Annotated in this window: 25 protein-coding genes; 15 read left to right on the top strand and 10 right to left on the bottom strand. The window is 66.1% G+C overall.

The window, feature by feature from the left end:
• Positions 1–38: 38 nt before the first annotated feature.
• The gene (locus ACFK0J_RS18620) at positions 39–641 is read right to left on the bottom strand and encodes a TetR/AcrR family transcriptional regulator (RefSeq protein ID WP_378741980.1); all 603 of its coding nucleotides are present in this window, start codon (positions 639–641) and stop codon (positions 39–41) included.
• 94 nt (positions 642–735) lie between these two features.
• On the opposite strand from ACFK0J_RS18620, the gene ACFK0J_RS18615 reads away from it, so the two are divergent.
• From ACFK0J_RS18615 to ACFK0J_RS18580, 8 genes are all read left to right on the top strand, one after another.
• Positions 736–1,851, top strand: coding sequence for a hypothetical protein (locus tag ACFK0J_RS18615; RefSeq protein ID WP_378741978.1), 1,116 nt, complete (start codon positions 736–738; stop codon positions 1,849–1,851).
• Positions 1,852–1,856: 5 nt separating this feature from the next.
• Entirely contained in the window at positions 1,857–2,894 is a 1,038-nt protein-coding gene (locus tag ACFK0J_RS18610; protein WP_378741975.1) for a phosphotransferase family protein, read from the top strand.
• A gap of 195 nt (positions 2,895–3,089) precedes the next feature.
• Positions 3,090–4,211 carry a CaiB/BaiF CoA transferase family protein gene (locus ACFK0J_RS18605; protein ID WP_378742897.1) on the top strand — a complete coding sequence of 374 codons (1,122 nt, stop codon included), beginning with the start codon at positions 3,090–3,092 and terminating at the stop codon, positions 4,209–4,211.
• Between the two features lie 169 nt (positions 4,212–4,380).
• The gene (locus ACFK0J_RS18600) at positions 4,381–6,177 is read left to right on the top strand and encodes an acyl-CoA dehydrogenase (protein WP_378741973.1); all 1,797 of its coding nucleotides are present in this window, start codon (positions 4,381–4,383) and stop codon (positions 6,175–6,177) included.
• Positions 6,178–6,211: 34 nt separating this feature from the next.
• Positions 6,212–6,838, top strand: coding sequence for a QsdR family transcriptional regulator (locus ACFK0J_RS18595; RefSeq protein ID WP_378741971.1), 627 nt, complete (start codon positions 6,212–6,214; stop codon positions 6,836–6,838).
• 1 nt (position 6,839) lies between these two features.
• Positions 6,840–7,838, top strand: coding sequence for a 1-aminocyclopropane-1-carboxylate deaminase/D-cysteine desulfhydrase (locus ACFK0J_RS18590; RefSeq protein ID WP_378741969.1), 999 nt, complete (start codon positions 6,840–6,842; stop codon positions 7,836–7,838).
• A 71-nt stretch (positions 7,839–7,909) separates the two neighbouring features.
• Positions 7,910–9,061 carry a MarP family serine protease gene (locus tag ACFK0J_RS18585; protein ID WP_378741967.1) on the top strand — a complete coding sequence of 384 codons (1,152 nt, stop codon included), beginning with the start codon at positions 7,910–7,912 and terminating at the stop codon, positions 9,059–9,061.
• Between the two features lie 125 nt (positions 9,062–9,186).
• Positions 9,187–10,731: a M28 family metallopeptidase gene (locus ACFK0J_RS18580; RefSeq protein WP_378741965.1), complete on the top strand. Its 1,545-nt coding sequence runs from the start codon at positions 9,187–9,189 to the stop codon at positions 10,729–10,731.
• 53 nt (positions 10,732–10,784) lie between these two features.
• On the opposite strand, the gene ACFK0J_RS18575 is transcribed toward ACFK0J_RS18580, so the two are convergent.
• Complete coding sequence (locus ACFK0J_RS18575) at positions 10,785–11,465, bottom strand: class I SAM-dependent methyltransferase (RefSeq protein WP_378741963.1); 681 nt, start codon at positions 11,463–11,465, stop codon at positions 10,785–10,787.
• 114 nt (positions 11,466–11,579) lie between these two features.
• Between ACFK0J_RS18575 and ACFK0J_RS18570 the strand changes: the two genes are divergently transcribed.
• Complete coding sequence (locus ACFK0J_RS18570; protein WP_378741961.1) at positions 11,580–11,915, top strand: ArsR/SmtB family transcription factor; 336 nt, start codon at positions 11,580–11,582, stop codon at positions 11,913–11,915.
• Complete coding sequence (locus ACFK0J_RS18565) at positions 11,912–12,397, top strand: SRPBCC family protein (RefSeq protein ID WP_378741959.1); 486 nt, start codon at positions 11,912–11,914, stop codon at positions 12,395–12,397. The genes ACFK0J_RS18570 and ACFK0J_RS18565 overlap by 4 nt, the downstream gene beginning before the upstream one ends.
• 22 nt (positions 12,398–12,419) lie before the next feature.
• On the opposite strand, the gene ACFK0J_RS18560 is transcribed toward ACFK0J_RS18565, so the two are convergent.
• A complete protein-coding gene (locus ACFK0J_RS18560) occupies positions 12,420–13,007 on the bottom strand; it encodes an NAD-dependent epimerase/dehydratase family protein (protein ID WP_378741957.1) in 588 nt (195 codons plus the stop codon).
• Between the two features lie 65 nt (positions 13,008–13,072).
• Here ACFK0J_RS18560 and ACFK0J_RS18555 point away from each other — a divergent pair, with 65 nt between their 5' ends.
• The 4 genes from ACFK0J_RS18555 (at position 13,073) to ACFK0J_RS18540 (ending at position 17,347) form a co-directional block, all read left to right on the top strand.
• Entirely contained in the window at positions 13,073–14,548 is a 1,476-nt protein-coding gene (locus tag ACFK0J_RS18555) for a carboxylesterase/lipase family protein (protein ID WP_378741954.1), read from the top strand.
• 90 nt (positions 14,549–14,638) lie between these two features.
• A complete protein-coding gene (locus ACFK0J_RS18550) occupies positions 14,639–15,376 on the top strand; it encodes a DUF6882 domain-containing protein (protein ID WP_378741952.1) in 738 nt (245 codons plus the stop codon).
• Between the two features lie 216 nt (positions 15,377–15,592).
• Positions 15,593–16,885 carry an aspartate--tRNA(Asn) ligase gene (aspS, locus tag ACFK0J_RS18545; protein ID WP_378741950.1) on the top strand — a complete coding sequence of 431 codons (1,293 nt, stop codon included), beginning with the start codon at positions 15,593–15,595 and terminating at the stop codon, positions 16,883–16,885.
• Positions 16,886–17,002: 117 nt separating this feature from the next.
• Positions 17,003–17,347, top strand: a complete 345-nt coding sequence (locus ACFK0J_RS18540; protein ID WP_378741948.1) for a hypothetical protein — start codon at positions 17,003–17,005, stop codon at positions 17,345–17,347.
• Between the two features lie 13 nt (positions 17,348–17,360).
• Here ACFK0J_RS18540 and ACFK0J_RS18535 read toward each other — a convergent pair whose 3' ends face one another.
• Positions 17,361–17,711: a hypothetical protein gene (locus ACFK0J_RS18535; RefSeq protein WP_378741946.1), complete on the bottom strand. Its 351-nt coding sequence runs from the start codon at positions 17,709–17,711 to the stop codon at positions 17,361–17,363.
• A 373-nt stretch (positions 17,712–18,084) separates the two neighbouring features.
• Here ACFK0J_RS18535 and ACFK0J_RS18530 point away from each other — a divergent pair, with 373 nt between their 5' ends.
• The gene (locus ACFK0J_RS18530; RefSeq protein ID WP_378741944.1) at positions 18,085–18,579 is read left to right on the top strand and encodes a phosphoribosyltransferase; all 495 of its coding nucleotides are present in this window, start codon (positions 18,085–18,087) and stop codon (positions 18,577–18,579) included.
• Here ACFK0J_RS18530 and ACFK0J_RS18525 read toward each other — a convergent pair.
• The 6 genes from ACFK0J_RS18525 to ACFK0J_RS18500 form a co-directional block, all read right to left on the bottom strand.
• A complete protein-coding gene (locus tag ACFK0J_RS18525; protein WP_378741942.1) occupies positions 18,576–19,112 on the bottom strand; it encodes a MarR family winged helix-turn-helix transcriptional regulator in 537 nt (178 codons plus the stop codon). The genes ACFK0J_RS18530 and ACFK0J_RS18525 overlap by 4 nt on opposite strands.
• 671 nt (positions 19,113–19,783) lie before the next feature.
• Positions 19,784–20,629, bottom strand: coding sequence for a hypothetical protein (locus ACFK0J_RS18520; RefSeq protein WP_378741940.1), 846 nt, complete (start codon positions 20,627–20,629; stop codon positions 19,784–19,786).
• A gap of 45 nt (positions 20,630–20,674) precedes the next feature.
• Positions 20,675–21,484, bottom strand: a complete 810-nt coding sequence (locus ACFK0J_RS18515; protein WP_378741938.1) for a hypothetical protein — start codon at positions 21,482–21,484, stop codon at positions 20,675–20,677.
• Between the two features lie 53 nt (positions 21,485–21,537).
• Positions 21,538–21,768, bottom strand: a complete 231-nt coding sequence (locus ACFK0J_RS18510; protein WP_378741936.1) for a ferredoxin — start codon at positions 21,766–21,768, stop codon at positions 21,538–21,540.
• A gap of 28 nt (positions 21,769–21,796) precedes the next feature.
• A complete protein-coding gene (locus tag ACFK0J_RS18505) occupies positions 21,797–23,281 on the bottom strand; it encodes a cytochrome P450 (RefSeq protein WP_378741934.1) in 1,485 nt (494 codons plus the stop codon).
• Entirely contained in the window at positions 23,278–24,042 is a 765-nt protein-coding gene (locus ACFK0J_RS18500) for a nuclear transport factor 2 family protein (RefSeq protein WP_378741932.1), read from the bottom strand. The genes ACFK0J_RS18505 and ACFK0J_RS18500 overlap by 4 nt, the downstream gene beginning before the upstream one ends.
• Between the last annotated feature and the right edge of the window lie 206 nt (positions 24,043–24,248).

Here is a 24,248-nt window from a genome sequence, read left to right as displayed (position 1 = left end):
CTATGTCACGAAGTCGATTTCCGCGAGGCGTGTCGAGATCAGCGGGACGCGTCAATTATCGCGGTGAGGGCGTCGGCCGTCCGCCGACAGAATGTTTCGGCGTCGTCGAGGCCGTGGGTCACGCCGCGGATCAGCGTGCGCGCAACGAGGATCTCGAAGACCAGGTCCGTTGCGGCGCAACGATCGGCACCCTCGGGGATGGCCGGGCCGATCCGCTCGGCGAGAGCTTTGCGGGCGGGCAGGTCGGCGCGGTCGTGTAGGGCGCGATACCGGGCCGGGTCATCGTGATAGGCCGACATCAGCCCGGGAACGGCTGCGCGAGTGGCCGGTTCGGCGATGCGTTCGAGGAACAGCCGGGCCCACGCGGTCAGGTCGGCGTGCAGGTCATCGCTTTCCGCTGGGAGCCAGAGGTTCTCGGAACCGAAAACCGCGTCCTCGATCAACGCTTCCTTGCCGGGCCAGCGGCGGTAGATGGGTGCGGTGCCGACCCCGGCGCGGCGGGCGACGGCGGCGATGGTGACGTCCTGGTAGCCGACCTCGGCAAGCAGCGCCCGGGTGGCGTCGAGGACCGCGCGATCGATCTGGATGTCACGGGGGCGGCCTGCTGCGGAGCGAGAGTTCGCGGGGTCGGTGGACGTCACATCGCGCAGCGTACCGGGCCGGAATCGGCGAAAACAAATACGTTGTGATGTACAACGCAATTTATTGGCGGGCAGTTCGATGAAGGGAAGGCCCGTGCTCGTACCCGACGATGAAATGCTGTGTCACCAACTGCCGACCACGTTCGACCATGTATCGCAGAGCGATCTGCGCTGGACCGAGCGGGTGGTGATGTACGGCTTCGACACCTCCGGCGAGGTGAGCGTGATGACCGGCCTCGCCCGCTACCCCAATCGCAATGTGATGGACGCCTATGCGATGGTCACGATCGGCGGCAAGCAGGCGCGGGTGGTGCGCCTGTCCACCGAATACGGTGCGCCGCGTGCCACATTGGGCTCGTGGACGGTCGGGCCCTACACCTACGCGATCACCGAACCGCTGCTCGGCACCCGAGCGACATTGGGCGCCAACGATCACGGCTTGCGGATGGAGCTCGACTTCCACGGAACATTCCCCGCCTACGAGCAGACCCCCGCCTTCCACCGCTCCCGGGGTCGTGTGCGCGAGGACGCCCGTCGCTACTACCAGAACGGCACCGTCACCGGCTGGCTCGAGATCGACGGCAGGCGCATCGAGATCGATCCCGACCGATGGTGGTTCGGCCGTGACCATTCCTGGGGCGTGCGGCACGGTCCGGGCGGCGGCACCTTGGAGGAAGGCCGGGGGCTGCAACCCACCGAGGTGCCCGATGGCGTCCTCTACTACCTGGGCATCTTCCAATTCGACGACCAGCTGGTGCATTTCGCGCAGCGGGAGACCAGCGCCGGGCAGCGCTGGCAGTTCGAGGGCGAGGTGCTGTACCCGCTCGCCACCGGGCGCGCGCCGACGCCGATCATCGATGTCGAACACGAGCTCAGCTTCGAGCGGGATCTCCGTGTCGCCGCCGGCGGCACGTTCACCGTGCACCACGCCGACCGCAGCACGACGTCCATCGAGGTGCAGCCGATCTGCCGCTTCTGGCCCGGCCTCGCCGGATACGACGAATACCGCGGCTACGCCTCTGGCATGTGGCGCGGGACCTCGTTCAGCGACGGATTCACCGTGGACACCACCGATCTCGAGCAGATCAGGCCGGTCAGCTTCCTCAGTGAATCCCTGTGCGCGGTGCGGATGGGCGATCAGGTGGGGCACGGCCTGCTGGAGATGGTCTTCGTCGGCAGCTACCCCCGTTATGGCTACACAGGATGGTGAGCGCAATGCCCGAAGGGACCAAGCGCCCGGCCCCCGAACACATTCCACCGCTGCTCGAAGGGGTGATCCGGCACCGATTGCCCAATGCCGGACGAGCCACCATCACCGGGTGGCAGCGGGCGGAGCAAGGTTTTGCCTCCGACACTTACCTTTTCACCGTCGAGGGCATCGAGGGCGCGGACGAACCCCTCGGCCTGGTGTTTCGTAGGCCGCCCGAGGTGCCGCTGTTCCCCGACTACGATCTGCGGCGCCAGTTCGTCCTGATGAAACGTCTTGCCCCCACCGACATTCCGGTTCCGACGGTGCGGTGGATCGACACCGATGCCACCACCCTCGGCAGCCCCTACCTGCTGATGGATCGCATCGACGGTGGGCGAACTCCGAGCGACGTACCGCCGTACCACGAATCCGGCATGTATCTCGAGGCGGCGCCGAAGGATCGGACCATGATGTGGTGGGGATGCGTCGACACCATGGCCCGGCTGCACCTGCTCGACCCGGCGGCACTGCGCCTGGACTTCCTGCGCCTGGACCGATTCGGCGAACACCCGGTCGAACAGGCCGTGAACTATCTCGACTGGGCCGTGCACTGGGCCGCACCGCAGATACCCGACACCATCGAACGGGCACTCAGCTGGCTCCGCGACAATCGCTATGACCCTGAGCACATCACGCTCTGCTGGGGCGACTCCCGGCTCTCGAACATGCTGTACGACAAGGACTACGCGGTGCTCGGCGCGCTGGACTGGGAGGTCGGCCACCTCGGCGACCACGAATCCGATCTGGCCTGGTTGCTCCTCACCGACTGGGTGTCCAGCGAATACCTCGGCAAGCCGCGCCTGCCCGGCACGCCGAGCCGCGCGGAAACCATCGCGCGCTACGAAGCAGCCACCGGCTGGCCGGTGCGGCAGCTGCGGTTCAACGAGATCCTCGGCGCGGTCCTGCTCTCCGTGGCGCTGCTGCGAATATCGACCTACCTCGGCATGGGCGACCTGTCCGCGGTCACCGTCGCGCGGCTGGAGGAGTTGCTCGGGGCATCGTGAGACACAGCGCGCCGGTAGCGCACGACGGAGCCGAGCGCTAGCGAGGCGGAGTCGTGAGCGCTGCGGTCACGATCTCTCGAGCGCGCCGGTCATTGGCGGGGCCGCGCGCCGGGTTTAGCCTCGGGGCACCGATCCGGACGGGCGGGGTTCGGCCGTGGCCGCATGCCGTCGTCGAGGGTGACAGAGAGCGGAGACATGGGACCACTGCACGGAGTGAAAGTCATCGAGATCGCCAGCCTCGCGCCTGGGCCGTTCGGCGCGATGATCTTGGCGGATCTGGGCGCGGAAGTGCTCCGCGTCGACCGTGGCGGGAAACCCGGTGCGGGCATCGTCTCGCCGGAGGGGCCGCTCGATCGCGGAAAGCACAGCATCACACTGGATCTCAAGGACGCCGCCGATCGGGAGACCCTGCTCGAGCTGGCCGATCACGTCGACGTGCTGATCGAAGGGTTCCGGCCCGGCGTCGCCGAACGTCTGGGCATCGGTCCCGCGGACCTGGCCACTCGCAACCCACGCCTGATCTACGGCCGGATGACCGGCTGGGGCCAGGAGGGCCCGCTGGCCCACACGGCGGGCCACGACATCGATTACATCGCGGTCTCCGGCGCGCTCGGGCTCGTCGGCCGCGCCGGGGAACCGCCGGTGCCGCCCGCGAACATGCTCGGTGACTTCGCCGGTGGCGGCCTGCTGCTCGCGCTCGGCGTGCTCGGTGCCCTGTACGAACGCGAACGTTCCGGCAAGGGGCAGGTGGTCGACGCGGCCATGGTGGACGGTTCCGCCCTTTTCACCGCGTCCATGCACGGGCTGCACCACCTCGGCCTGTGGAATTTCCCGCGCGGGGAGAACATGCTCGACGGCGGCGCTCCTTTCTACGACACCTACGAATGTGCCGACGGCCAGTACCTCGCGGTCGGCTGCGTCGAGATCCCGTTCTACAACCAGATGTTGACGATCCTCGGCATCGATGATCCAGATCTGCCGTTCCAGCTGGACAAGAACGGCTGGCCGCGGCTGAAGGAGGTGCTCGGCGCCAAATTCAAGGAACGCCCCCGCGACGAATGGGCCGAGATCTTCGCCGGGTCCGATGCCTGCGTCGCCCCGGTCCTGAGCCCGTGGGAAGCCCACGAACACCCACACAACCAGGCCCGCAACGCGTTCATCGAGGTGAACGGCGTCCGCCAGCCCGCCCCCGCACCCCGCTTCGACCGCACCCCGGTCGACACCCCCGCCCCGCTGTCCTCGGACCCGGAGCAGGTCCGAAAGTTGCTGTCCGGCTGGGGCGTCCACCCCGACCAGATCCACCGCGTCACCAGCTGACCCACCCCGATTCGCTACCCCCGCCAAGGGGACCACAGAGATTCGATACGTCCCACAGCGGTTACACCCACTGTGGGGCGTGGGCACGCTCTGTGCGGCGGCGTCGGAGGTCGAGACGCCGTGCCGCTGTAAGATACAGTGGGTGGGACATGTCTCGAAAGGACGGCTGATGCGGTCTACGCTGCTTTCCCGGCGCGATCTCGATTTCCTGCTCTACGAGTGGTTGGACGTCGAGGGGCTCACCAAACGTGAACGGTTCGCCGATCATTCGCGCGAGACGTTCGATGCCGTGCTGCAGCTCAGCGAGCAACTGGCCACGAAACACTTTGCGCCGCACAACAAGCTCAATGATGCGAACGAGCCGACGTTCGACGGCGAGCGGGTCACCATCATACCCGAGGTGGGTACGGCGCTGGCGGCCTTCGCCAGGGCCGGGCTGCCCGCCGCGGCAATGGATTACGAGCTCGGCGGGGCGCAGCTGCCCGCCACCGTAGCGCAGGCGAGCTACGCGTGGTTCCAGGCGGCCAATCCCGGCACCGCGGGCTACTCGTTTCTCACCGTGGCGAACGCGAATCTTCTTGTCGCCCATACCGGTCCGGAGTTCACCGAGCGATTCGTCCGCCCGATGCTGGACGGGCGGTTCTTCGGCACGATGTGCCTGTCCGAGCCGCAGGCGGGTTCGTCGCTGGCCGATATCGTCACCCGCGCCGAACCGCAGGACGACGGCACCTACCGACTGTTCGGCACGAAGATGTGGATCTCCGGCGGCGATCACGAACTCGGCGAGAACATCGTGCACCTGGTGCTGGCGAAGATTCCCGGCGGTCCGGCGGGTACCAAGGGCATCTCCCTGTTCGTCGTGCCGAGGTTCCTGGTCGGCGAGGACGGCGCGCTCGGCGAACGCAACGACATCGCACTGGCCGGTCTCAATCACAAGATGGGCTTCCGCGGCACCGTCAATACGGTGCTCAACTTCGGCGAAGGCCGCTGGACGCCGGGCGGCGCGGCGGGTGCGGTCGGTTATCTGGTCGGCGAGCCGCATCGCGGCCTCAGCTACATGTTCCACATGATGAACGAGGCGCGGATCGGCGTCGGCCTGGTCGCGACGGCGCTCGGCTACACCGGTTACCTCGAATCCCTCGACTACGCCCGCACTCGCGCCCAGGGTCGCGCGAAGCTGCCCGCCGATCCGTCCGCCCCGCAGCGGCCGATCATCGAGCACGCCGACGTCAAGCGGATGCTGCTGGCGCAGAAGTCCTACGCCGAAGGCGCGCTGGCACTGGTGCTCTACTGCGCCAGACTGGTCGACGAACAGCACACCGCCGACTCGGCCGACGAGAAGCGGGCGCTCACCCTGCTACTCGACATCCTGACCCCGATCGCCAAGAGCTGGCCGTCGCAATGGTGCCTGGAGGCCAACAATCTCGCCATCCAGGTGCTCGGCGGCTACGGCTACACCCGCGAATACAACGTCGAACAGCACTACCGGGACAACCGCCTCAACCCCATCCACGAGGGCACCCATGGCATCCAGGGCCTGGATCTGCTGGGGCGCAAGGTAACCCAGCAGGGTGGGGCGAGCCTGCTCGCGCTCGGCGGCCGCATCCAGGACACGGTGGCCGCCGCCCGCACCGCCGGTGGGGAGGCAGCCGAGCTTGCCGGACAACTGGATTCGGCCTGGCAGCGACTGGTAGAGGTGACCGCGGGCTTGTTCGCCGCTGGCGACTTCGAGGCCGCACTGGCGAACAGTTCGGTCTATCTCGAGGCGTTCGGCCACATCGTCCTGGCCTGGATCTGGCTCGAGCAACTACTGGCCACCGCCGATCGGTCCGGAGACTTCTACGACGGTAAGCGGCACGCGGCGCGATACTTCTACCGGTTCGAATTGCCCAAGACGGCACCGGCATTGGACCTGCTCGCCCGGCTCGACACCACTACGCTGGAGATGCGGGACAGCTGGTTCTGATTCGGTACATACACGAAGGATGTACCATTTTCCGATGACCACCCCCAGCCAGCGGACCACCCGCCCGCCCGGACGACCGGCGTCCGCGACCAGGGAAGAGGTCATCGGCCTGGCACGCCGCGCCTTCCTGGCCGGTGAGCGGGTGGATATCCAGGCGATCGCCGCGGAGCTCGGACTCAGCCGCGCCTCGGTCTATCGCTGGTTCGGCTCGCGCGAGGGCGTCCTCGGCACGGTGCTGGCCGGCGAGTTCGCGGCGCTGCTCACCCGCGCCGACGCCCGGCGACGCTCCACCGGCGCTCGGCGCATCCTCGACGTGCTCTACCGGGTCAACCGCTGGATGACCGATAACGTGCCGTTCCGGCGCTACTTCGAGAACGAGCCGCTGGCCGGACTGCGGATTCTCACCGCCAGCGACGGCCCGGTACAGCCGCTGGTGGTGGCCACGGTGCGCGAGCTCATCGCCCGCGCCGAACGCGAGGACGGCTACCGGCCACCGGTCGAGCCGGATCTGCTCGCCTACGCACTGGTCCGCCTCGGCGAGGCATTCCTCTACAACGATAATGTCGCAGGCATCCGAGGGGATGTGGACCGGCTGCACGAGGTGCAAGCCGCGCTGCTCGGCATCCCCGAGGCGATCACCAGACCTCCCACGGGAAGCTGACATGTCGGACTCATTGCTGCACCAGCGTTTTCCTGACCTCGCCGACACCGTGCCATACGTCCGACTCGGCACCGCACCCACGCCGATCCGACCGCTCGACGTCGGCACCGGAGTTCCGCTGTGGTGCAAGGACGACAGCGGCTATGGCAACGGCGGCTGGGGTGGCAACAAGGTCCGCAAGCTGGAATGGCTACTGCCCGAAGCACATCGGCGCGGCGCCCGGACCATTCTCACCGTCGGCGGCACCGGCACCAATTGGGGACTCGCCACCGCGCTGTACGGCCGCGACCAAGGCATCGAGACCGTGCTCGCCCTGCTGGACCAACCGATGGACGACCACGTCCGCGCGCAGCTGAAACGACTGGAGAAGTCCGGCGCGACACTGCATTTCACGCACACCACACGGCGCACCATCCTGGCCGCTCCCTGGCTGTACCTGCGGCACCTGCGGGGCCGCACTCGACCGTACTTCCTGCCGGTGGGCGGGTCGTCGCCGATCGGCGCGCTCGGCTACGTCGAAGGCGCGCTCGAGCTGGCCGACCAGATCGCCGCGGGGGCGATGCCGGAACCGAGCCACCTCGTCACGGCCGTCGGGTCCGGTGGCACCGCAGCGGGTTTGGCGCTGGGCCTGCGGCTGGCCGGGCTGAAGACGCGCGTCGTCGGTGTCGTCGTCAACGACGCACTCCCCCTCGACGCCCCGCACATCGTCCGCCTGGCCCAGCGGGCCGAACGGCTGCTGCGTTCGCGGGGTGCGCGATTCGAGCCGACGGGCCTGCGTCCGGACGAGGTGACCAGCACAACGGACTGGCTCGGCCCCGGCTACGGCCACCCGACGCCCGCCGCTCGCGAAGCCGAGTCCCTCGCAGCCCAGGACGGGCTCCGACTCGAAACGGTGTACACCGCCAAGGCGTTGGCCGCCCTACTGCACCTCGACACCGCGGCCGGATTCGGCGCAGGACCGGTGCTGTTCCTCAACACCTACGGCCCTCGGGAACACTGAGCCGTCACCGGCCACATCGCCCAGTCATACCGGACAGTCGCCGTCTCCGACATCCTCAGTACATTGGAGTCGTGACCTTGCCGAACTGGCTCGACCTCATCGCGCTTTCGGCGACCGCGGGGGCCGCGTATATCGGCTGGCGTCGTGGTGCGATCACCGCGGTGCTCGGCTTTCTGGGTATCGTCGCGGGCGCCGCGCTCGGCGCGGGCATCGCCGCGGTGACGCTGGCTCAGCTCGCGCCCGGCCGTACCCGATTGCTGATCGTTGTACTGCTCATCGTCGGATTGGTGGCGATCGGCGAAACCGCCGGTCAGCGGCTTGGGCGTATAGCGCGCAGAGCGGTGCGCGGTGCGGCAGCCCAACGGGTGGACGCCGTGGGCGGTTCCTGCGTGCACGCGGTCGCGGTGCCGCTCGCGGTGTGGATGTTCGCGGTGCCGTTGACCATGTCACCGGGGCTGGCGGCGGCAGTGCGGGATTCGGTGGTCGTGCGGACGGTGGACGATGTCGCGCCGTACTGGTTGGCGGGACTGCCGAGCAAGCTCGCCACCCCGCTCGTCGATGCGGGCCTGGTCCTTCCGCTGGCGCCGCCGGATCCCGGCATTCTGGACAGCCGCATCCCGACCGACCTCCAGAAGAGTGTGTTGCGGATCCGGGGTTCGGCTCCCGCCTGCAAACGGCAGCAGTTCGGTACCGGCTTCGTCATCGCACCCGAACTGGTGCTGACGAACGCCCATGTTGTCGCGGGCACCACGGGCACATCGGTCGATACGCCCAGTGGTCCGATGAAAGCCATTGTGGTGCACTTCGACCCGAGCCTCGATCTAGCGGTGCTCACCGTACCCGGCCTCACGGCTCCGGCGGTCACCGTCGCGCCGGAACCCGCCGCGTCCGGAGCCGATGCGATCGTCCTCGGCTATCCCAGCGGCGGGCTGTACACGGCCGCCGCCGCACGCGTCGAGAACCACATCGTGCGCCAGGTTCCCGATATCTATCACGGCTCGACCAGCGAACGCTCGACCTACACCTTGAACGGCTCGATCCACGAGGGCAATTCGGGCGGTCCGGTCGTCGATACGCAGGGCCGAGCGCTCGGCTTGGTGTTCGGAATCGACCGAGGTGGCAGCGGCGTCGGATTCGCCGCGAGCCTGCCCGAGATTCTCCCGCGCATCGAGCGTGCCTACGAATCCGATGACGCCGTGGACACCGGACGGTGCGTTGATTAAGCCGAATTTCGTTGGCTGACAGTAGCGAATTCGCTTCCCCAGTAGTTCAACTGGGGTTTCCCCAATGCGATATACCGGCTTAACCTCCGACGATCGGGAGTTTTCCGTCCTTTGGAGGAGCCGACATGCCCCGTATCTTCCGCCGCGTCAGAACCGGCCGTGTTATCGCCGCCACCGCCGCTGTGCCCCTTGTTTTATCGCTCGGGCTGGCAGGGGCGGCCTACGCCGACCCTGGCGCACCACCCGAGCGACAACTGGCCGAGTCGGTCCAGGCACCCAACATCAAACGGCACCTGGAGGCATTCCAGAACATCGCCAACGCCAACGGCGGCAACCGCGCCGCGGGCACGCCAGGTTATGACGCCTCGCGCGACTACGTGGCCGAAAAGCTGCGCCGCGCGGGCTACCAAGTGACGCTGCAGAAGTTCGATTTTCCGTTCTTCCAGGAGCGGTCGACGGCGGCCATGGAGCAAATCTCCCCCGAGCCCAAGACGTACCGGCCGACCCCGCCCGGTGGCAGTCAGCTCGGCGACTTCGCCACGTTGACTTATTCGGGCTCGGGCAATCCGACGGCGACGGTCCAGGGCGTCGATCTCGTCCTGCCACCCTCGCCGGAACCGTCCTCGACTTCCGGCTGTGAGGCCCAGGACTTCGCGGGCTTCAAATCCGGCAACATCGCCCTGATCCAGCGCGGTACCTGCCCCTTCGCCGACAAGGCCCGAAACGCCCAGGCCGCAGGGGCCTCCGGCGTGATCATCTTCAATGAGGGACAGCCCGGTCGCACCGACACCTTCACCGGGACGCTCGGCGGGCCCGGCGTCACCGTGCCGGTGGTCGGCACCAGCTTCGCCGTCGGCGAGGACCTCGCCTCCCCGGCGAACACGGTCGTCCGGCTGAAGACCGACACCGAGAGCACGACGCGTACCACCCACAACGTGCTGGCCGAGACCAAGCGTGGCAACGCGGACAAGGTCGTGATGGCGGGGGCGCACCTCGACTCCGTGGTCAGTGGCCCCGGTATCAATGACAACGGTTCCGGCAGCGCGGGACTCCTCGAGGTGGCGCTGCGGATGGCCGCGTTCCAGCCGCAGAACAAGGTCCGGTTCGCCTGGTGGGGCGCCGAGGAACTCGGCTTGCTCGGCTCGGAGCACTACGTGGCGAACCTGCCCGAGGCGGATCGCAACAAGCTCAGGCTCTACCTCAACTTCGACATGATCGGGTCACCGAACTACGCGTTCAAGATCTATGACGGCAGCGAGGGCGGGCCGGAGGGCTCGGCGGAGATCGAGAAGAACTTCGCACGCTACTTCGACATGCTGCGCATCCCACACGTTCCGACACCGTTCGACGGCCGCTCGGACTACGGCCCGTTCATCGCGGTCGGCATCCCGGCCGGCGGCCTGTTCACCGGCGCGGAGGGCATCAAGACGCCGGAGGAGCAGCAGATGTTCGGCGGCGAGGCAGGCAAGGCCTACGACCCCTGCTACCACTCGCCCTGCGACACGATCGCCAACATCAGTGACCGGGCGTTGGCCGTGAACACCGGTGCGATCGCCTACTCGGTCGCGACCTACGCCTTCAGCGCTGACCCGCCCAGTCGCGCGACGACGAAGTCTGCTGCCACGCAGCGCGGAAAGGATCAGATGTACCACGGCGGACTCATCAAGTAACGACTGTCCGCGAACCCGTCACCGCTGATCCGGTCCGATCCATTCGGGCCGGATCAGCGGCGTGTTTGGACGACGCTCCACAGCCGTCGCGGGAGCTCGCCTTCTTCGAAATCATCCACCTGCCGCAGGTTCCAGCCGTTTGCGAGCTGGTCGACCAGGCGCCGGGAAAAGAAGTGCACCGCGAAGCCACCGTGTTCGAAAATGTCGTCGCCGCAGTCGATTCCGGAGCCGTAGTGTGCGTCGCCGATGTGCCGCACGGTGTAGAACAAGGTGCCGCCCTGGCGCAGTACCCGACGGATCTCGCCGACCAGAGCGAAGATCTCCTCGGTGGACAGCGCCATGCACAGCAGCATGTGGGCGTACACCGCGTCGACGGATTCGTCGGACAGCGGCAGCCGGTCTCGGACATCGACGATCCCGGTGGTGACGCCGGGTAAGCCTTCGGCGTCGGCCCGTTCCCGCAGCTGTCGCAGGCCCGCGCTACTGAAATCGGTTGCGTGGACGGTGAATCCGCACCGAGCGAAGTGCAGGGCATCCCGGCCGTGGCCTGCCCCCAGTTCGAGCACGTCCTGGACCCCGGTCGCCCGGAAGAGCGCAGCGGCCTGGATCGCGGGCGCCGACGGCTGCTCGCCGTACATGCCCGGATGAGCGTCGTAGGTGGTTTGCCAATGCGCACGCTGGGCCGCACCGAGGCTTGGACCTTCGCCACCCGTCGGTGCGTCATCGCTCTTCACGCCCCCATTATCGGCATGCCGCCAGGGTAGCGGGGTGGCGCGCCTGATCTGGCGGCGCTCGGAACCCGTCGCCTGCCCTTGCACAACACCTTATGAAAGTGCACACTTACGTACGTGGCTGCTTTCAGAGATGTCGATCTGACGATTCTCGGTGATCCGACCCGTCAAGCGATCTTCGAGCTGCTGGCCCGCGAACCCTGCTCGGTAGGTGAGCTGGCCGAGCGGCTGCCGATCACTCGGCAAGCGGTCTCGCAGCATCTTCGGGTGCTGCGCGACGGTGGGCTGGTAGTGGCCACAGCCCAAGGCACGCGGCGCATCTACCGACTGAATCCAGACGGTGTCGCCGCGATTCAAGCGTATTTCCAGCGAATCTGGGATGACGCGTTGACCGCTTTTCAGAAGGCCGCCGACGTGGCGGCGACCGATCCCGAACAGGAGCAGCATTCATGAGCACACCCACTCCCCTGCCAATACTGCAAGGCAAAGCGACCGTGGCGATGTCGGTGGAGAAGGCGTTCGCGTTCTTCACCGGATCCTTCGGCAGCTGGTGGCCGTCCGCCTATCACATCGGGCAAGCCGAGATGGCCGATGCGATTCTCGAACCCCAGGTCGGCGGGCGCTGGTATGAGGTCGGTGTCGACGGCAGTGAATGCGATTGGGGGCGGGTGCTGGAGTGGGAGCCGCCGAACCGAATTCTGGTGACCTGGCAGATCAATGGCTACTGGCAGTTCGACCCGGACCCGGCCCACGCCAGTGAGATCGAGTTCCGCTTCACCGCTGACGGACCGGAGCAGACCAGCGTTACCCTCGAGCACCGCCATTTGGATCGGCTCGTGGCGGGCCAGGCCGTGCACGACACCATCGTCGAGCAGGGTGGCGGCTACAGCACCATTCTCGAGGTGTTCGCCAAAACCGCTGAGGCGCAGGGCTGATCCTGCGCCACGGCGGAGTTCCTTACGCCGTGTCGGCGAGGATCACGACACCGCTCGATGCCTCCAGCAGCGGAATCGTTTGGGCCGCAGCGTCGTCGACGTGGACGCGCGGATGCGTCGGAAGTTCGTCTTCGTAATAGGTTCCCGGGCCGTAGAACTGGCCGTACTTGACGACCACGCCGTCGATGTCGAGGACGGCGGCTTCATGGTCCCGGATGACCTGACCGCGCCCGCCCGCCGGTTCCCAGGCGATGCTCTGGGCGAGAAAGCGTTTCGCACCGGCGGCGCGGGCCGCGGCGACTAGATTGCGGGTGCCCTCGGTGCGGATGCGCGCGTTCGCGCTCGCCAGCTCCGGAAGCAGGGCGGCATCGTCGGGGAGGTCGGTGAGCTGGTGCATCACCAGGTCGGGGCGGAAAGCCACGACGGCGGCGGTCAGCGCGTCCAGGTCGTACACGTCGCAGACCACCGGTTCGGCGCCCGCGGCGCGCACCCGCTCCGCTTTGCTCGCCGAACGGGTCATCCCCGCAACCTCGTGGCCCGCCGCGACCAGTAGCGGCACCAATCGTGTTCCGATGACGCCGGTCGCCCCGGCCAGAAAGATCCGCACCATTTCACCTTAGTGAGCTACCCGGGTGTGAGACGTTCAAGGGGTCGTCAGCGAGGTGAGGAGCCGGGATGCACGCGTCAGTAGTGGCCCTACCGCAGGGCAAGGTCCGCGGCACCGTCACCGGTTCGGTGGGCGCCTTCCTCGGAATCCCGTATGCGGCCGCACCGTCGGGTGCGGCACTGTTCCGAGCTCCCGGTCCGGCTCCCAGCTGGGACGATGAGCGTGATGCGACCCGATACGGCCCGACCGCACCACAGCTGGGGTATCCGGAACCGTTGCGGTCGATCCTGCACAACCCCATCATCGACGGCCCGGAATTCCTCAACCTGAACGTATGGACCCCCGACCCCGGCGCGTCGGGCCTACCGGTCATGGTCTGGATCCACGGCGGCGCATACCGCGTCGGCTCCAATGCCGTCTCGGTCTACGACGGCCATGCCTTCGCGCGCGACGGCGTCGTTCTGGTGAGCATCAATTACCGCTTCGGCGCCATCGGATTCGCGGCCCTGGACGACACCCGGCCCAACCGCGGGCTCCTCGACCAGATCGCCGCCCTGCATTGGGTCCGCGAGAACATCGCGTTTTTCGGCGGCGACCCCGATCAGGTCACCCTCTTCGGTGAATCCGCGGGCGCGATGAGCGTCGCCGCCTTGCTGGCTTCACCTTTGGCGACGGATTTGTTCCGGCGTGCAATCATCCAGAGCGGCAGCGGAACCGTCGCCTGCAACCTGGAAGACGCACGCCTGGTCGCCGCTGATTTCGCGAGTCGACTCGAGACAAGTCCCGATACCGCCACCATTCCCGCGCTACTCGATGCGGAACGTAACCTGGTGCGCGACTTCATCCTTCAACAGAATCCGGACCGCTGGGGCAGATCGATCATCGCCGCGGCCCTCGGCCTCATGCCGTTCATGCCCAGCATCGACGGACACACCCTCACCCAGCGCCCGATAGACGCCATCGCCGGAGGCGCAGCCCGGGAAATCCCCCTCATCATCGGCAGCACCGCGGACGAGTTCCGCCTCTTCACCGCCCCCGCCGGACTCACCACCGCCCTCACCGCGGAAGCACTCACCGAGCAGCTCACCGCCCGCGGGCTCGACCCAGGGATCGCCGACACCTATGCGGCGAACCGCCCCGCTGCCACCCCCGGTGACATCTTCGCGGCCATCCTCACCGACTGGGCTTTCCGCGTCCCGGCCACCCGCTTGGCCGAAGCGACCGGCGGCACCGCCCACTTCTACGAATTCGCATGGCCCACAAAACATCTGGACCTACGCGCTTGCCACGCCCTCGAACTCCCCTTCGTCTTCGACACACTCACCGCCAAGGGAACGTCGATGATGACCGGTACGGATACGCCACCGCAAACCCTCGCGTCCGAAATGCACCACATCTGGGTCGATTTCGCCCACGGCCGCACCCCATGCTGGGCTCCATACGACCTCGGCAGCCGACCGGTAATGACCTTCAACACCCCGCGCTCCCAGCTCGTCCTCAACCCTCGCGCCGACGAATTGCATCTCTGGAACGACGTGGTCTGAGACGGGGGCTCTACCCGATCCCCACGAACTCAATGGACCTTATTTCTAGGGGGGTGTGGGAGGTGTGCGGATCGACCAGGATTAGGGCTTGTGAACGGTTATCTGCACGACGAATCACCCACGGTTGAACAGTTGCTCGACGATGCGGCATTAATGTCTTTCGAACATCAGGAGCACAGTATCGCGGTGTTGGGTGAGCATCGGTGGCAGGTGAGTTATGAGCCGCCGCGGTTCGAGTTCTTCGGGGACCATCCGATGTCGTGCACGAGGTTCCATGTTCTCGGGACGGCCGCGCCAGGGCCGCAGAGTTGGCTGTGGAGTTGGGCGAACAATGATTGGTATCCGCCCGAAGTCACCGAGTTGGCCCGGTCTGTCCGGGATTACGGCCTGCGGCATGGGATTTCGGCATTGCACTCGGCTGAGGTCGCGTTCGCCGACTTGCCGGGCGCACCGACCGAGCCCGATCGGGTCACTTGGCTGATGGGCGAGCTGGCCAAAGCGGTGTCCGGCAGCTGGACTTGGTACAGCTGCGATGTCGGGGGTGGTACCCGGCTCGCGGCGTTGATCGAACACCCCGACCTCGTCCCGCCGGCCCCCGATCTGCCGCGGACAACACACGTGCTGAATGGCGTCTTTCGGCTCGGCCTGCCCGATCACAAGCGCGCGATACACAGCTACGGGATGCAGCGCGGGCTGAACCCGACCTTCAACGAGGACAGTTCGAAACTCTTCCTCGCGGGTCCGGGTATCGAGGTCGCTATCGCGTTCGACGAGAACGGACTCGTCACCGCCATGTCGTCGGCGCACGGGGCGGAAAGCCGGCCGTAGGGCGCGCGACTTTAATCGCTGGCGTCGTCGATTCAACCAACTACGATAAAGAACGTGGCGATGACGAGCGTGACGAACTCCGAGCCGCGTCGGCCGGTCACCGACTGAGAAATCGACCAGTAGAGGCAGCGAGCATCGCGCTGCGAAGGTGTGGTGGCACCGCGACAGACCCGATCGCCCACACCTCCCGGGGATAGCAACCAGGAGGTGAAGCTGATGTCACGCACACTGTGTTCGGCCCTACCGGCGACTCGCGCGCGGACCGGATCGGTGACCGTCGAGGGATGGATACACCGGCGCAGACAACTCGCGACCGTCACGTTCGTCGTGGTCCGCGACAGATCCGGTCTTGCTCAGGTAGTGGTGACCGATCCCGTGGTGCGCGAACAGGTTTCGGCGCTGCCGGAGGAAACCGTCGTCCGCGTGACCGGTACGCCGATCGGCAGCGAAAAGGCACCCGGCGGCGTCGAGATCGTCGATCCGACGGTGCAGCCGCTGACCGCACCGACCGAGCCACCACCCATCGAACTGTGGCGTCCTGCGCTCGGCGTCACCCTGCCCACCGCACTCGACCATGCCGCGATCACCTGGCGCCACCCCACCCGCCAGGCGGTGTGGCAGATCGCCGCCGCCTCGCTGACCGGCTTCCGTCGTCACCTGGACGGCGCGGGATTCACCGAAGTCACGACGCCCAAGATCGTCGGCCAGTCCACCGAATCCGGCGCGAACGTGTTCCCGCTGGATTACTTCGGCGCGACCGCGTATCTCGCCCAATCACCGCAGCTGTACAAGCAGATCCTCACCGGCGTTTTCGAGCGGGTCTACGAAGTCGGCCCGGTCTTTCGGGCCGAACCCCACGACACCGCCCGGCACCTTGCCGAATACGTGTCCCTGGACGTCGAATTCGGCTTCATCCGCGACCATCGCGACGTGCTCGCGCAACTGCGTGCCACGCTCGCCGCGATGGTCGACACGATCAGCGAAAACGCCGGAGCCGCAGTGGAAATCGTGGGCGCGCAGCTGCCGTCGATACCGGAGCAGATCCCGGTCATCCACTTTCGGGAAGCCCTCGAACTCGTCGGCGCGGCACCGACCGAACCCGACCTCGCACCCGAGCACGAACGCTTCCTCGGCGAGTGGGCGAAGTCGCGGTTCGACTCGGATTTCCTTGCGGTAGAGGGCTATCCGGCGGCGAAGCGTCCCTTCTATACCCACCCGCAACCGAGCGACCCGCAGTGGACGAACTCCTTCGATCTCCTCTTCCGCGGCCTCGAACTCGTCACCGGCGGCCAGCGCCTGCACAACCACGCCGACTACCTCGCGGCGCTGGCGTCCCGCGGCGAAGACCCCGCCGAATACGCCCCCTACCTCGAGGCCATGCGCCACGGCATGCCACCGCACGGCGGCTTCGCCATCGGCCTGGAACGCTGGGTCGCCCGCTTGATCGAAGCCGACAACATCCGCCGCGCAACCCTCTTCCCCCGAGACAGCCACCGCCTCCGGCCCTGAAACTCGTCGAACGGGACATCACCGTGGCGCTACTCGCGGTTCGCCGCAACCATGTCCCGTTCGATGAGCTTCGGCGGTACGGTGTAGGCCAGTGGGCGGGTAGAGGGAGCGGGGAGTATGACTATCGGTAGCGGTGTGCGGCGGATCGGGCCGGACGTGGGCAGCTTGCGCGTCTTCGGTGAACCGTTCGAGACGGCTGATGGGTCCACCGTCATTACGGTCACCCGGGCAGGGGGTGGGCCGTTCGCGGCGTCGCCGTTGGGGATCTTCGTTATCCACGACGGCAAGGTGCACTGGGAGGCCGCGGTCGACACCAACCGCTTGGCGTTGTTCGGCGAGTTCATCGGGTTGGCGGCGGCGGTGATCTTCACGCTCGCGATTTTCCGCCGACCGCCGTGGCCCGATCTGTCTGCTTCCGGAATTGGTGCGATACGGAGCTTCAAGGACTCATGGAAACGCTGAGCAACCTCGGCTCTCAGCTCATTTCATAGACGTAGCAACCGAATCCATCGACTTTTTCCGGAAGGTTCGCCGCACCGAAGGCGTCATCGGACTCGCCTTCACAGACGGCGACAATCCCGGGCTTCGGTTCGACACCCCGCTGGTGGAGCTTGAATTTCTGTTTTATCGGCCCGGCTTCGGGAGCGCCATTTTGCGCTTGACAGTTTCCCGCGCCTTTCGCGCCGACCTCCTCGGGCTCCTCGATGTCGTCACAGACGTAGGTCCACGGCTCGTCGGCGTTGGCGACCGAGGCGAGGGTGAGACCGGCCGCCGCCGAAACGAAGATGATTGCGAGGGCGGCGATCCGGGCCGGATTGATGCGCATGACAATCCCCATTCTGTACGGTTTCGGTCCATTGGCCGCGGTACGCGCAGGCACCGTTGCGGTGCGGTTCGACGCGGCCGAAATGGTTCGAGGTAACAGGCGATAGCGCGACCGTAGCGGAATGGCGCGGCGCTTTGTTCGATTTCACACCGGGTGTCGCGGCCACACCGAAAAGCCGGAAAGAAACTCTCCCAAATGTGATCCCGGCGAATCGCGCCCACGGGTTATTCAGGTTTAATTCCGCTCCCTGTGGGAATATGCGCTCACCGGGCCACGAGCTCGCCGCGCAGCGTCGACATGGCACGTGAGGGCGGGCACAGCGCCGGCTGCTCGTATGCTCTGTGCGCAGTCGCAATCGAGGGAGAGAGGGTCCATGGCGGATCGGGAAGTGCTGAGCTGGGAGTTGTTCGGATCGGCGAGTCGGGAGTTGGCGACCACGATCGCGGACGACGGGTTCGAGCCCGATCTGATCCTGTCGATCGCGCGCGGCGGGTTGTTCGTGGCGGGCGCGCTCGGTTACGCGCTGGACGTGAAGAACCTGCACGTGATGAATGTCGAGTTCTACACCGGCATCGACCAGCGCCTCGACATGCCGGTGATGTTGCCGCCGGTGCCGCAGAAGGTGGACCTGGCAGGCGCCACCGTCCTGGTCGCCGACGATGTCGCCGATACCGGTGCCACTCTCGAGCTGGTGCGCGACTTCTGCGAGCACCATGTCGCCGAGGTGCGCTGTGCGGTGATCTATCAGAAGCCGCGCTCGGAGGTGGACTGCGAATACGTCTGGAAGCACACCGATCGCTGGATCAACTTCCCGTGGTCGACCGAGCCGCCGGTGGTGCAGCGACAGATCAAGGTGCTCGACGCCTAACGTTCCCGCCGCTCGCCCGCGATCGCGTCCAGGCGCTCGCCGAGAGCATTGACCTGATCGCGTAGGGCGACCAGGTCATCGATCGGGCAGCCGACCGCGGCCAGCACCGACTCGATCATCTCCCTGGCCTGACGTTGCAGGGCGATGCCCGCTGAGGTCGCGCGGAGTTCCACCGAGCGCCGGTCGTGCGCGCTGCGTACGCTTTCCACGAAACCGTGCGCCTGCAGCCGTTGGATCAGCGGCGAGACGGTGCCGTAGTCCAGGCGCAGTTGCTCGCCCAGCTCCTTCATCGTCATCCCGGGCCGTTCCCACAGCGCGAGCAGGGCGAGGTACTGCGGATACGTGATCTGCATCGCCTCGAGATAGGGCCGATAGGCCGCGGTCATCGAGCGCGACGTCGAATACAGGGCGAAACACAACTGGTTCGCCAACGACAGCAGGTCGAGGGCGGAGTCCCCTGCGGTTGCGGTGGTGCCGGGCATGACGACCGGATCGACACGCACCGCAGAAGTGGGATGCGCTTCTTCGGGCATCCAAACACCTTACTCCAGCGAGTTTGCTGGTATACGTGTGCTTTACGGTGTTTGTGCGACGGTCGTTGGGCCGTCGTCGGAGTAGCTGCGCCCGGAGCGCCGACGGTGGTCATGGCTGATATCGCTGCGATTGTCCCGTCGACACTGCCGGGACTGGCAAGGTCGGCCGGTGTCGGCCCGGCAGGCCGTCCCCTGGCACCGATCCTGGTGTCCCGCCAGTCGGGCGGGTTGACCTCGGTATTCGGTGTTCGCTCGCTCGATCTGAACGGTCGGGACTCGACCGCTTCGTCGTCGACGCACTCGGATGGAAGAACGGCGATCGGCCGTGCTGGCGGGTCCGCAACGGGATCGTTGTCATCCCCCGCGCCGGGGTGCGGGGCGTTCATGTTTCCGGGCGCGGCCACCCGTGGCTTCCGGCTGGCCTGCGACACGCAGCACGCCTCGAAGCCGGAGACCGGGTGTTCCTGGCGGCCGACACCACCACCCGCAACGGGTACATGTCCTACTGGAAACATCTGGTGCGTCGCTGGCCCGACCGCCATATCGACGAGCCGACCCGCACCGAGTTCGAACAGCTCATAGAGACGACGACCAACACGCACACCTACTGCGCCAGAGAACATCGCTCCAGATTGGGCCTTATTGGACCAGCGGAGTGCCGTTTCGCCGTATCAGGCGCGGACCTCGACAGGTGGTCGGGTCGGGTGTTGTGCGGCGGCCTGAGATGTCTTGTCCCGTAGACGTTTCACGCTCGGGGCATAGGCGGCGGCGAGGACCGCTCCGAGGTTGAGGGCGGTGGAGATGACTGCCAAGGCCCAGGACAGGGATGGGGAGGCGTTGTTGTGGATGGCGTAGTAGCTGGGGAGCGTGCACAGGAGGGTGTAGGCGAGATAGACCATCGGGGCGATGAAGGGAACGACGAGGACACGTTGCCAGCCGTTCAGAGACGGCAGGATGTTGATCATGGCCCAGCCGATGAGGACGAACATGCCACCGTTTTGGACCAGGCTCGGGAGTGGGACGCCGAAGACGAGGGCCTTGTTGTCGTAGTAGAGCATCACGCCGTAGTGGCAGCTGATCATCTCGCCGACGCACTCGGTGATGGAAATGAAAGCGGCCCAAGCAAATAGGTCCCGGGCCGGGCGGCCGTTCTTGATGAGTAGATAGGCGCCCATTGTCGCTACTCCGATGCCGCCGACATAGGCGGTAACCACGTGCCACGGGATCGGGCGGTCGACGATCGTGACGACCGGGTCGAAAACGTTCGTCATGTAGGTGGTGGCGCCGATGACGTCCATCCACGGCTCGACGTAGAAGGAGAAGACGAACAGGGCGCCGAAGGTGGTGAGCCAGAACAGTTGCGAGTTCTCCTTGTCGCGCAGCAGTGCGAGCCCAGCCGCGTAGACAAGGCTGCCGATGATCGACGCGACGGCCACACCCAGCAACAGCCATGCGGCCAGCGGACCGGCTTCGGTTACCGGTGGCGGCGTCCAGTTGCCTGCCAGTAGCTGGTTCATTGTGATCTCATTTCGGTTGACGGACAGGGAGTTCGATCCACGACTTCACCCGGACTGCGCGAGCTGGCCGCGTACGGCGGCGGCCTGCCGAAGTCGTTGCAGCGCAGGTGAATAGATGCAGGCGACTACGACAGCGGCATTGAGCACAGTCGCCAGAATTCCGGCGGCCCAACCGGCGAGCGGGCCCGCACCCACGGCGATGGCGATGTACGCCGGGAAGGTGGCCACCAGCGCGAAGATCGGCAGTGTCGCGGCAAGCGCGAACGGCACGACAATCCAGCGCCAGCCGCGAACGTGGGGTAGCAGCCAGGCCAATACCCAAGCGACCACGGCGAACATGCCGGCGTTCTGCGGAATGCAGTAGATCGGCAGGTTCAGAATGGTGGCGTGGTTGCCGTAGTAGACCATCCAGTGGAAGTGATTGCCGAGCACTTCCGCCGGTAGTTCCAGCACGGTTACCACAAGGACCAGGCCGAGCAACATTCGAGCGGGCAGTCCACGCCGTGCTATCTCATAGGCGGCGACCGTCACGACCGGAATGCCGGCGGCGTAGAACAGTACGACGAACCAGGGCATCGGCCGGTCGAACATCGTCGCGGCGACGTAGTGGTTGTCCGGGTACCAGACTGCGACGAAATGGTCACCGATCGGTTCGACGAAGAACGGATACAGTGCGAGACCCGAGACAGCAGCCCAGAGGAACAATGGACTCCTCGTCGTCCGCGTGTAGATCACGCCGACGACCAACGCGAGTATCGCGAAGAGTGCCGAAAGGACAAGCGGGACCAGGCGGTGCTGGGCGACCTCGGCGATCGGTGGCGCGAGGAAAACCTCCGGGAACAGGGCGTTGAACATGAGATCCCATCAGAAGAGCGAATGCCGTATCCACTCAACGGTGTCGGTTGAAATCATGAGGACGATGTGAGGTTGATAGCTGCGGCTGGACAATCCCACGCCGCACGATCAGCCAACTCGGCCTGATCGTCGGGCACGTCGACCGGTCCCGCCGTCAACCGCGCACCGTCGCGGAGCGCGACGATGCCGTCGTCACCCATGGCGAAGATCTGCGGCGCACTACGCACGCAATAGCCTGCCGACTGACAGATCTCTTGATCGACGTCGACCCGGGTCGGACTCATAGTGGTATCTCCCTCGACATAGGCGATTTCATGTCGCGCCGCGGACGCGCTGGATCCGTACCGGCAGCCCGCCATCGAGGGTGATAGAGAACGTGGACGCATGCCGGGGCCGCCATCCGGGTCGGGTCTGCAACCGGTAGCGCTGGAAGATCAAGGTGAGGAGGAACTGGGCATTCATATAGGCCATGCCGGAACCGATGCAGTGATGTGGTCCGGCACCGAAGGGAATGAACGCATTGTTCGGCCGCGAATGTGATGCGTCGGTGAACCGGGTCGGGTCGTAGCTGTCGGGGTCCCGCCACCAGCGTTCGTCGCGATGCACGGTGTACACCGGAGTGCCGACCAAAGTGCCACGCGGGATCTGGAATCCGCCGAGTTCGGCGTCGCGCATGGTCAGCCGCGGGTTCATCGGGTGCCCTTGGAGACGCTGCCCCTCGTCGAAGCAGGCCCTCGCCCAGGCGAGCCTGCCGAGATCGGTCAAGGTCGGCACCGCGCCGTCGAGTTCGTCGATCTCATCGTAGAGCCGTTGTGCCGGTTCCGGATTGATACACAGATGGGCGAGCGTATGGGACAGCGAAGCGACCACGGTCTCGTAGCCGCCGCCCATCAGCACGATCAATTCAGCCCGCAGATCGCGACGACTGAGCGCGGTGCCGTCTTCGTAGCGACTATCGATCAACAGTCCGAGCAGATCTGTCTCCTCGGTCGGACGTGCCGCACGTTCGTCGATGAGCCGATTCACCAGGCGAGTGATCCGCCAGGCCGCCATCGGAAGGTTCTCGGTGCCCGGGATCGGTAGCGGGTTCGGTGGATTCGACAACAGGGCGCCTGCGGCGACGGTCCGCATCAGAAATCGGATGTCCGCATCGACCTGGGTGAGTTGATCGTCGGTCAGGTGAGTGGAGTACATGGCCCGCAGGAACGCTGGCAGCGTCACCTGCGCGATTTCGTGCTGCAGATCGACGATCTCGCCGGTGTCGGCGTACCGATCCCAGCGTTCGATGCGGCGGGTGAACTCGTCGACGATGGTGTCGGCGATGCGCGCCAAGTGTTTACGCCCGAACATCGGTGTCAGCATTCGGCGCCGCTTGCGGAACCGGTCCCCCTCCATCATCGGCAGCGCCGCACCGATGGTTGCCGCCACCGGCCGCTCGCCGGGCCCGATCATGCTGTACAGGCCCTCGCGGTTGTTCATTACCTCGTTGATCAGATCGGGATGGTTGACCATGACCAGGTTCCACAGCGGCAGCGGCACATGGAAGATGTCACCGTACTCGCGCGCCCAACCCCGTACGGATTCGAAAGGGTCCCTGCGGAATTCAGGCAACACCCCGAGCACCGGACGCCCTTTCGGCCCGGGGAGCGCGGGGTCGATGGATCGACCGAGCGTACTCAGCCTGCGCCGGCGGCGCAGCACTGCGGCAGGCTTGCCGACAACCCCTGGGAATAGGGTGTTTTCCTGCGTGCGGGCGGCGTGCGCCGGGACAGCACCGGCGTGCTCGTCGGCCGTCATTCGAAGACCTCCGTGCCGGTGCGCCCACCGCGCCGATCATCGAGGCGGGTGATACTGGGCAGGGGCACATCGAAACAGCGATGAGCGTCGATCCCGGCACTGCCGATGCGGCGCACCAGCGGCACGAATGCCTGCGCCGCCAGCGCCGCGGCCTTCAGATAACCGAGCCGTGGCGTCCGAATACCCAACGGGGACAATTGGACTCCCATATAGAGCAGGTCCCAGTCGGTGTCGATGTGCGTGATCTTGAAATCGTCGGTGAGCAGGTAGCGGTCCACGCCGATGAAGTTGAGGCAACGCCCGGTCGGCGGGAACACGATGTCGGTGCCGGGCAACCGCATCGGCCCGGTCCAGCGCGCGATGCCACGCCACGGAATCGCCATGCGCAGTTGACCGTGCGAATAGTCGCCATACGGCAGTGACCGCAGACTGTCGTCCTGCGGGTAGAACGCCATGTCGGGGAAGGCTTCGAAGCAAGCAGCACAGTTGGCGAGGGTCTCCTCGCGGCCGATGCGGATGTTCTGGAAGGTCGTACTGTCGATGAAATCGCAGTCAGGGGCCATGCATTCGCGCAACTTGTGCACGCTCTGACTGGCCCAGGCGTCGAACCAGGCTTTACCGAATTCCAGCGCACCCTTGATCGGGTATCCGCGCTCGAGCGCCTCGGCCTCCTGTTGCTCGACCTTCTTCCAGAACTCAGGCAGCAGGGGCTGGTAGCGGGCGTGCTCAGGAGATGGACCGAGATCGTGCAGCGTCCTCATCGGTGACCTTTCGAGAGACAGACGGCGCTGATCGAATCGAGCCGATCCGTCGTAGCGCCGTCCGTGACAGTGAATCAAATCTATATATTTGTAACACTGGGAGTCAAGGTGCAGAATGGAATAGTCCCACCCGTGACCCCTTGGCAAACCGGTTAGACCAGACAAAAGTGATGTCATAGCCGGTAGACGCGACAACCGCTCCGCCG

The sequence above is a fragment of the Nocardia brasiliensis genome (assembly GCF_042691675.1).
GTDB lineage: Bacteria > Actinomycetota > Actinomycetes > Mycobacteriales > Mycobacteriaceae > Nocardia > Nocardia brasiliensis_D.
Note: the sequence above shows the minus strand (reverse complement) of the source record. Positions and strands in the feature narration are given on the sequence as shown.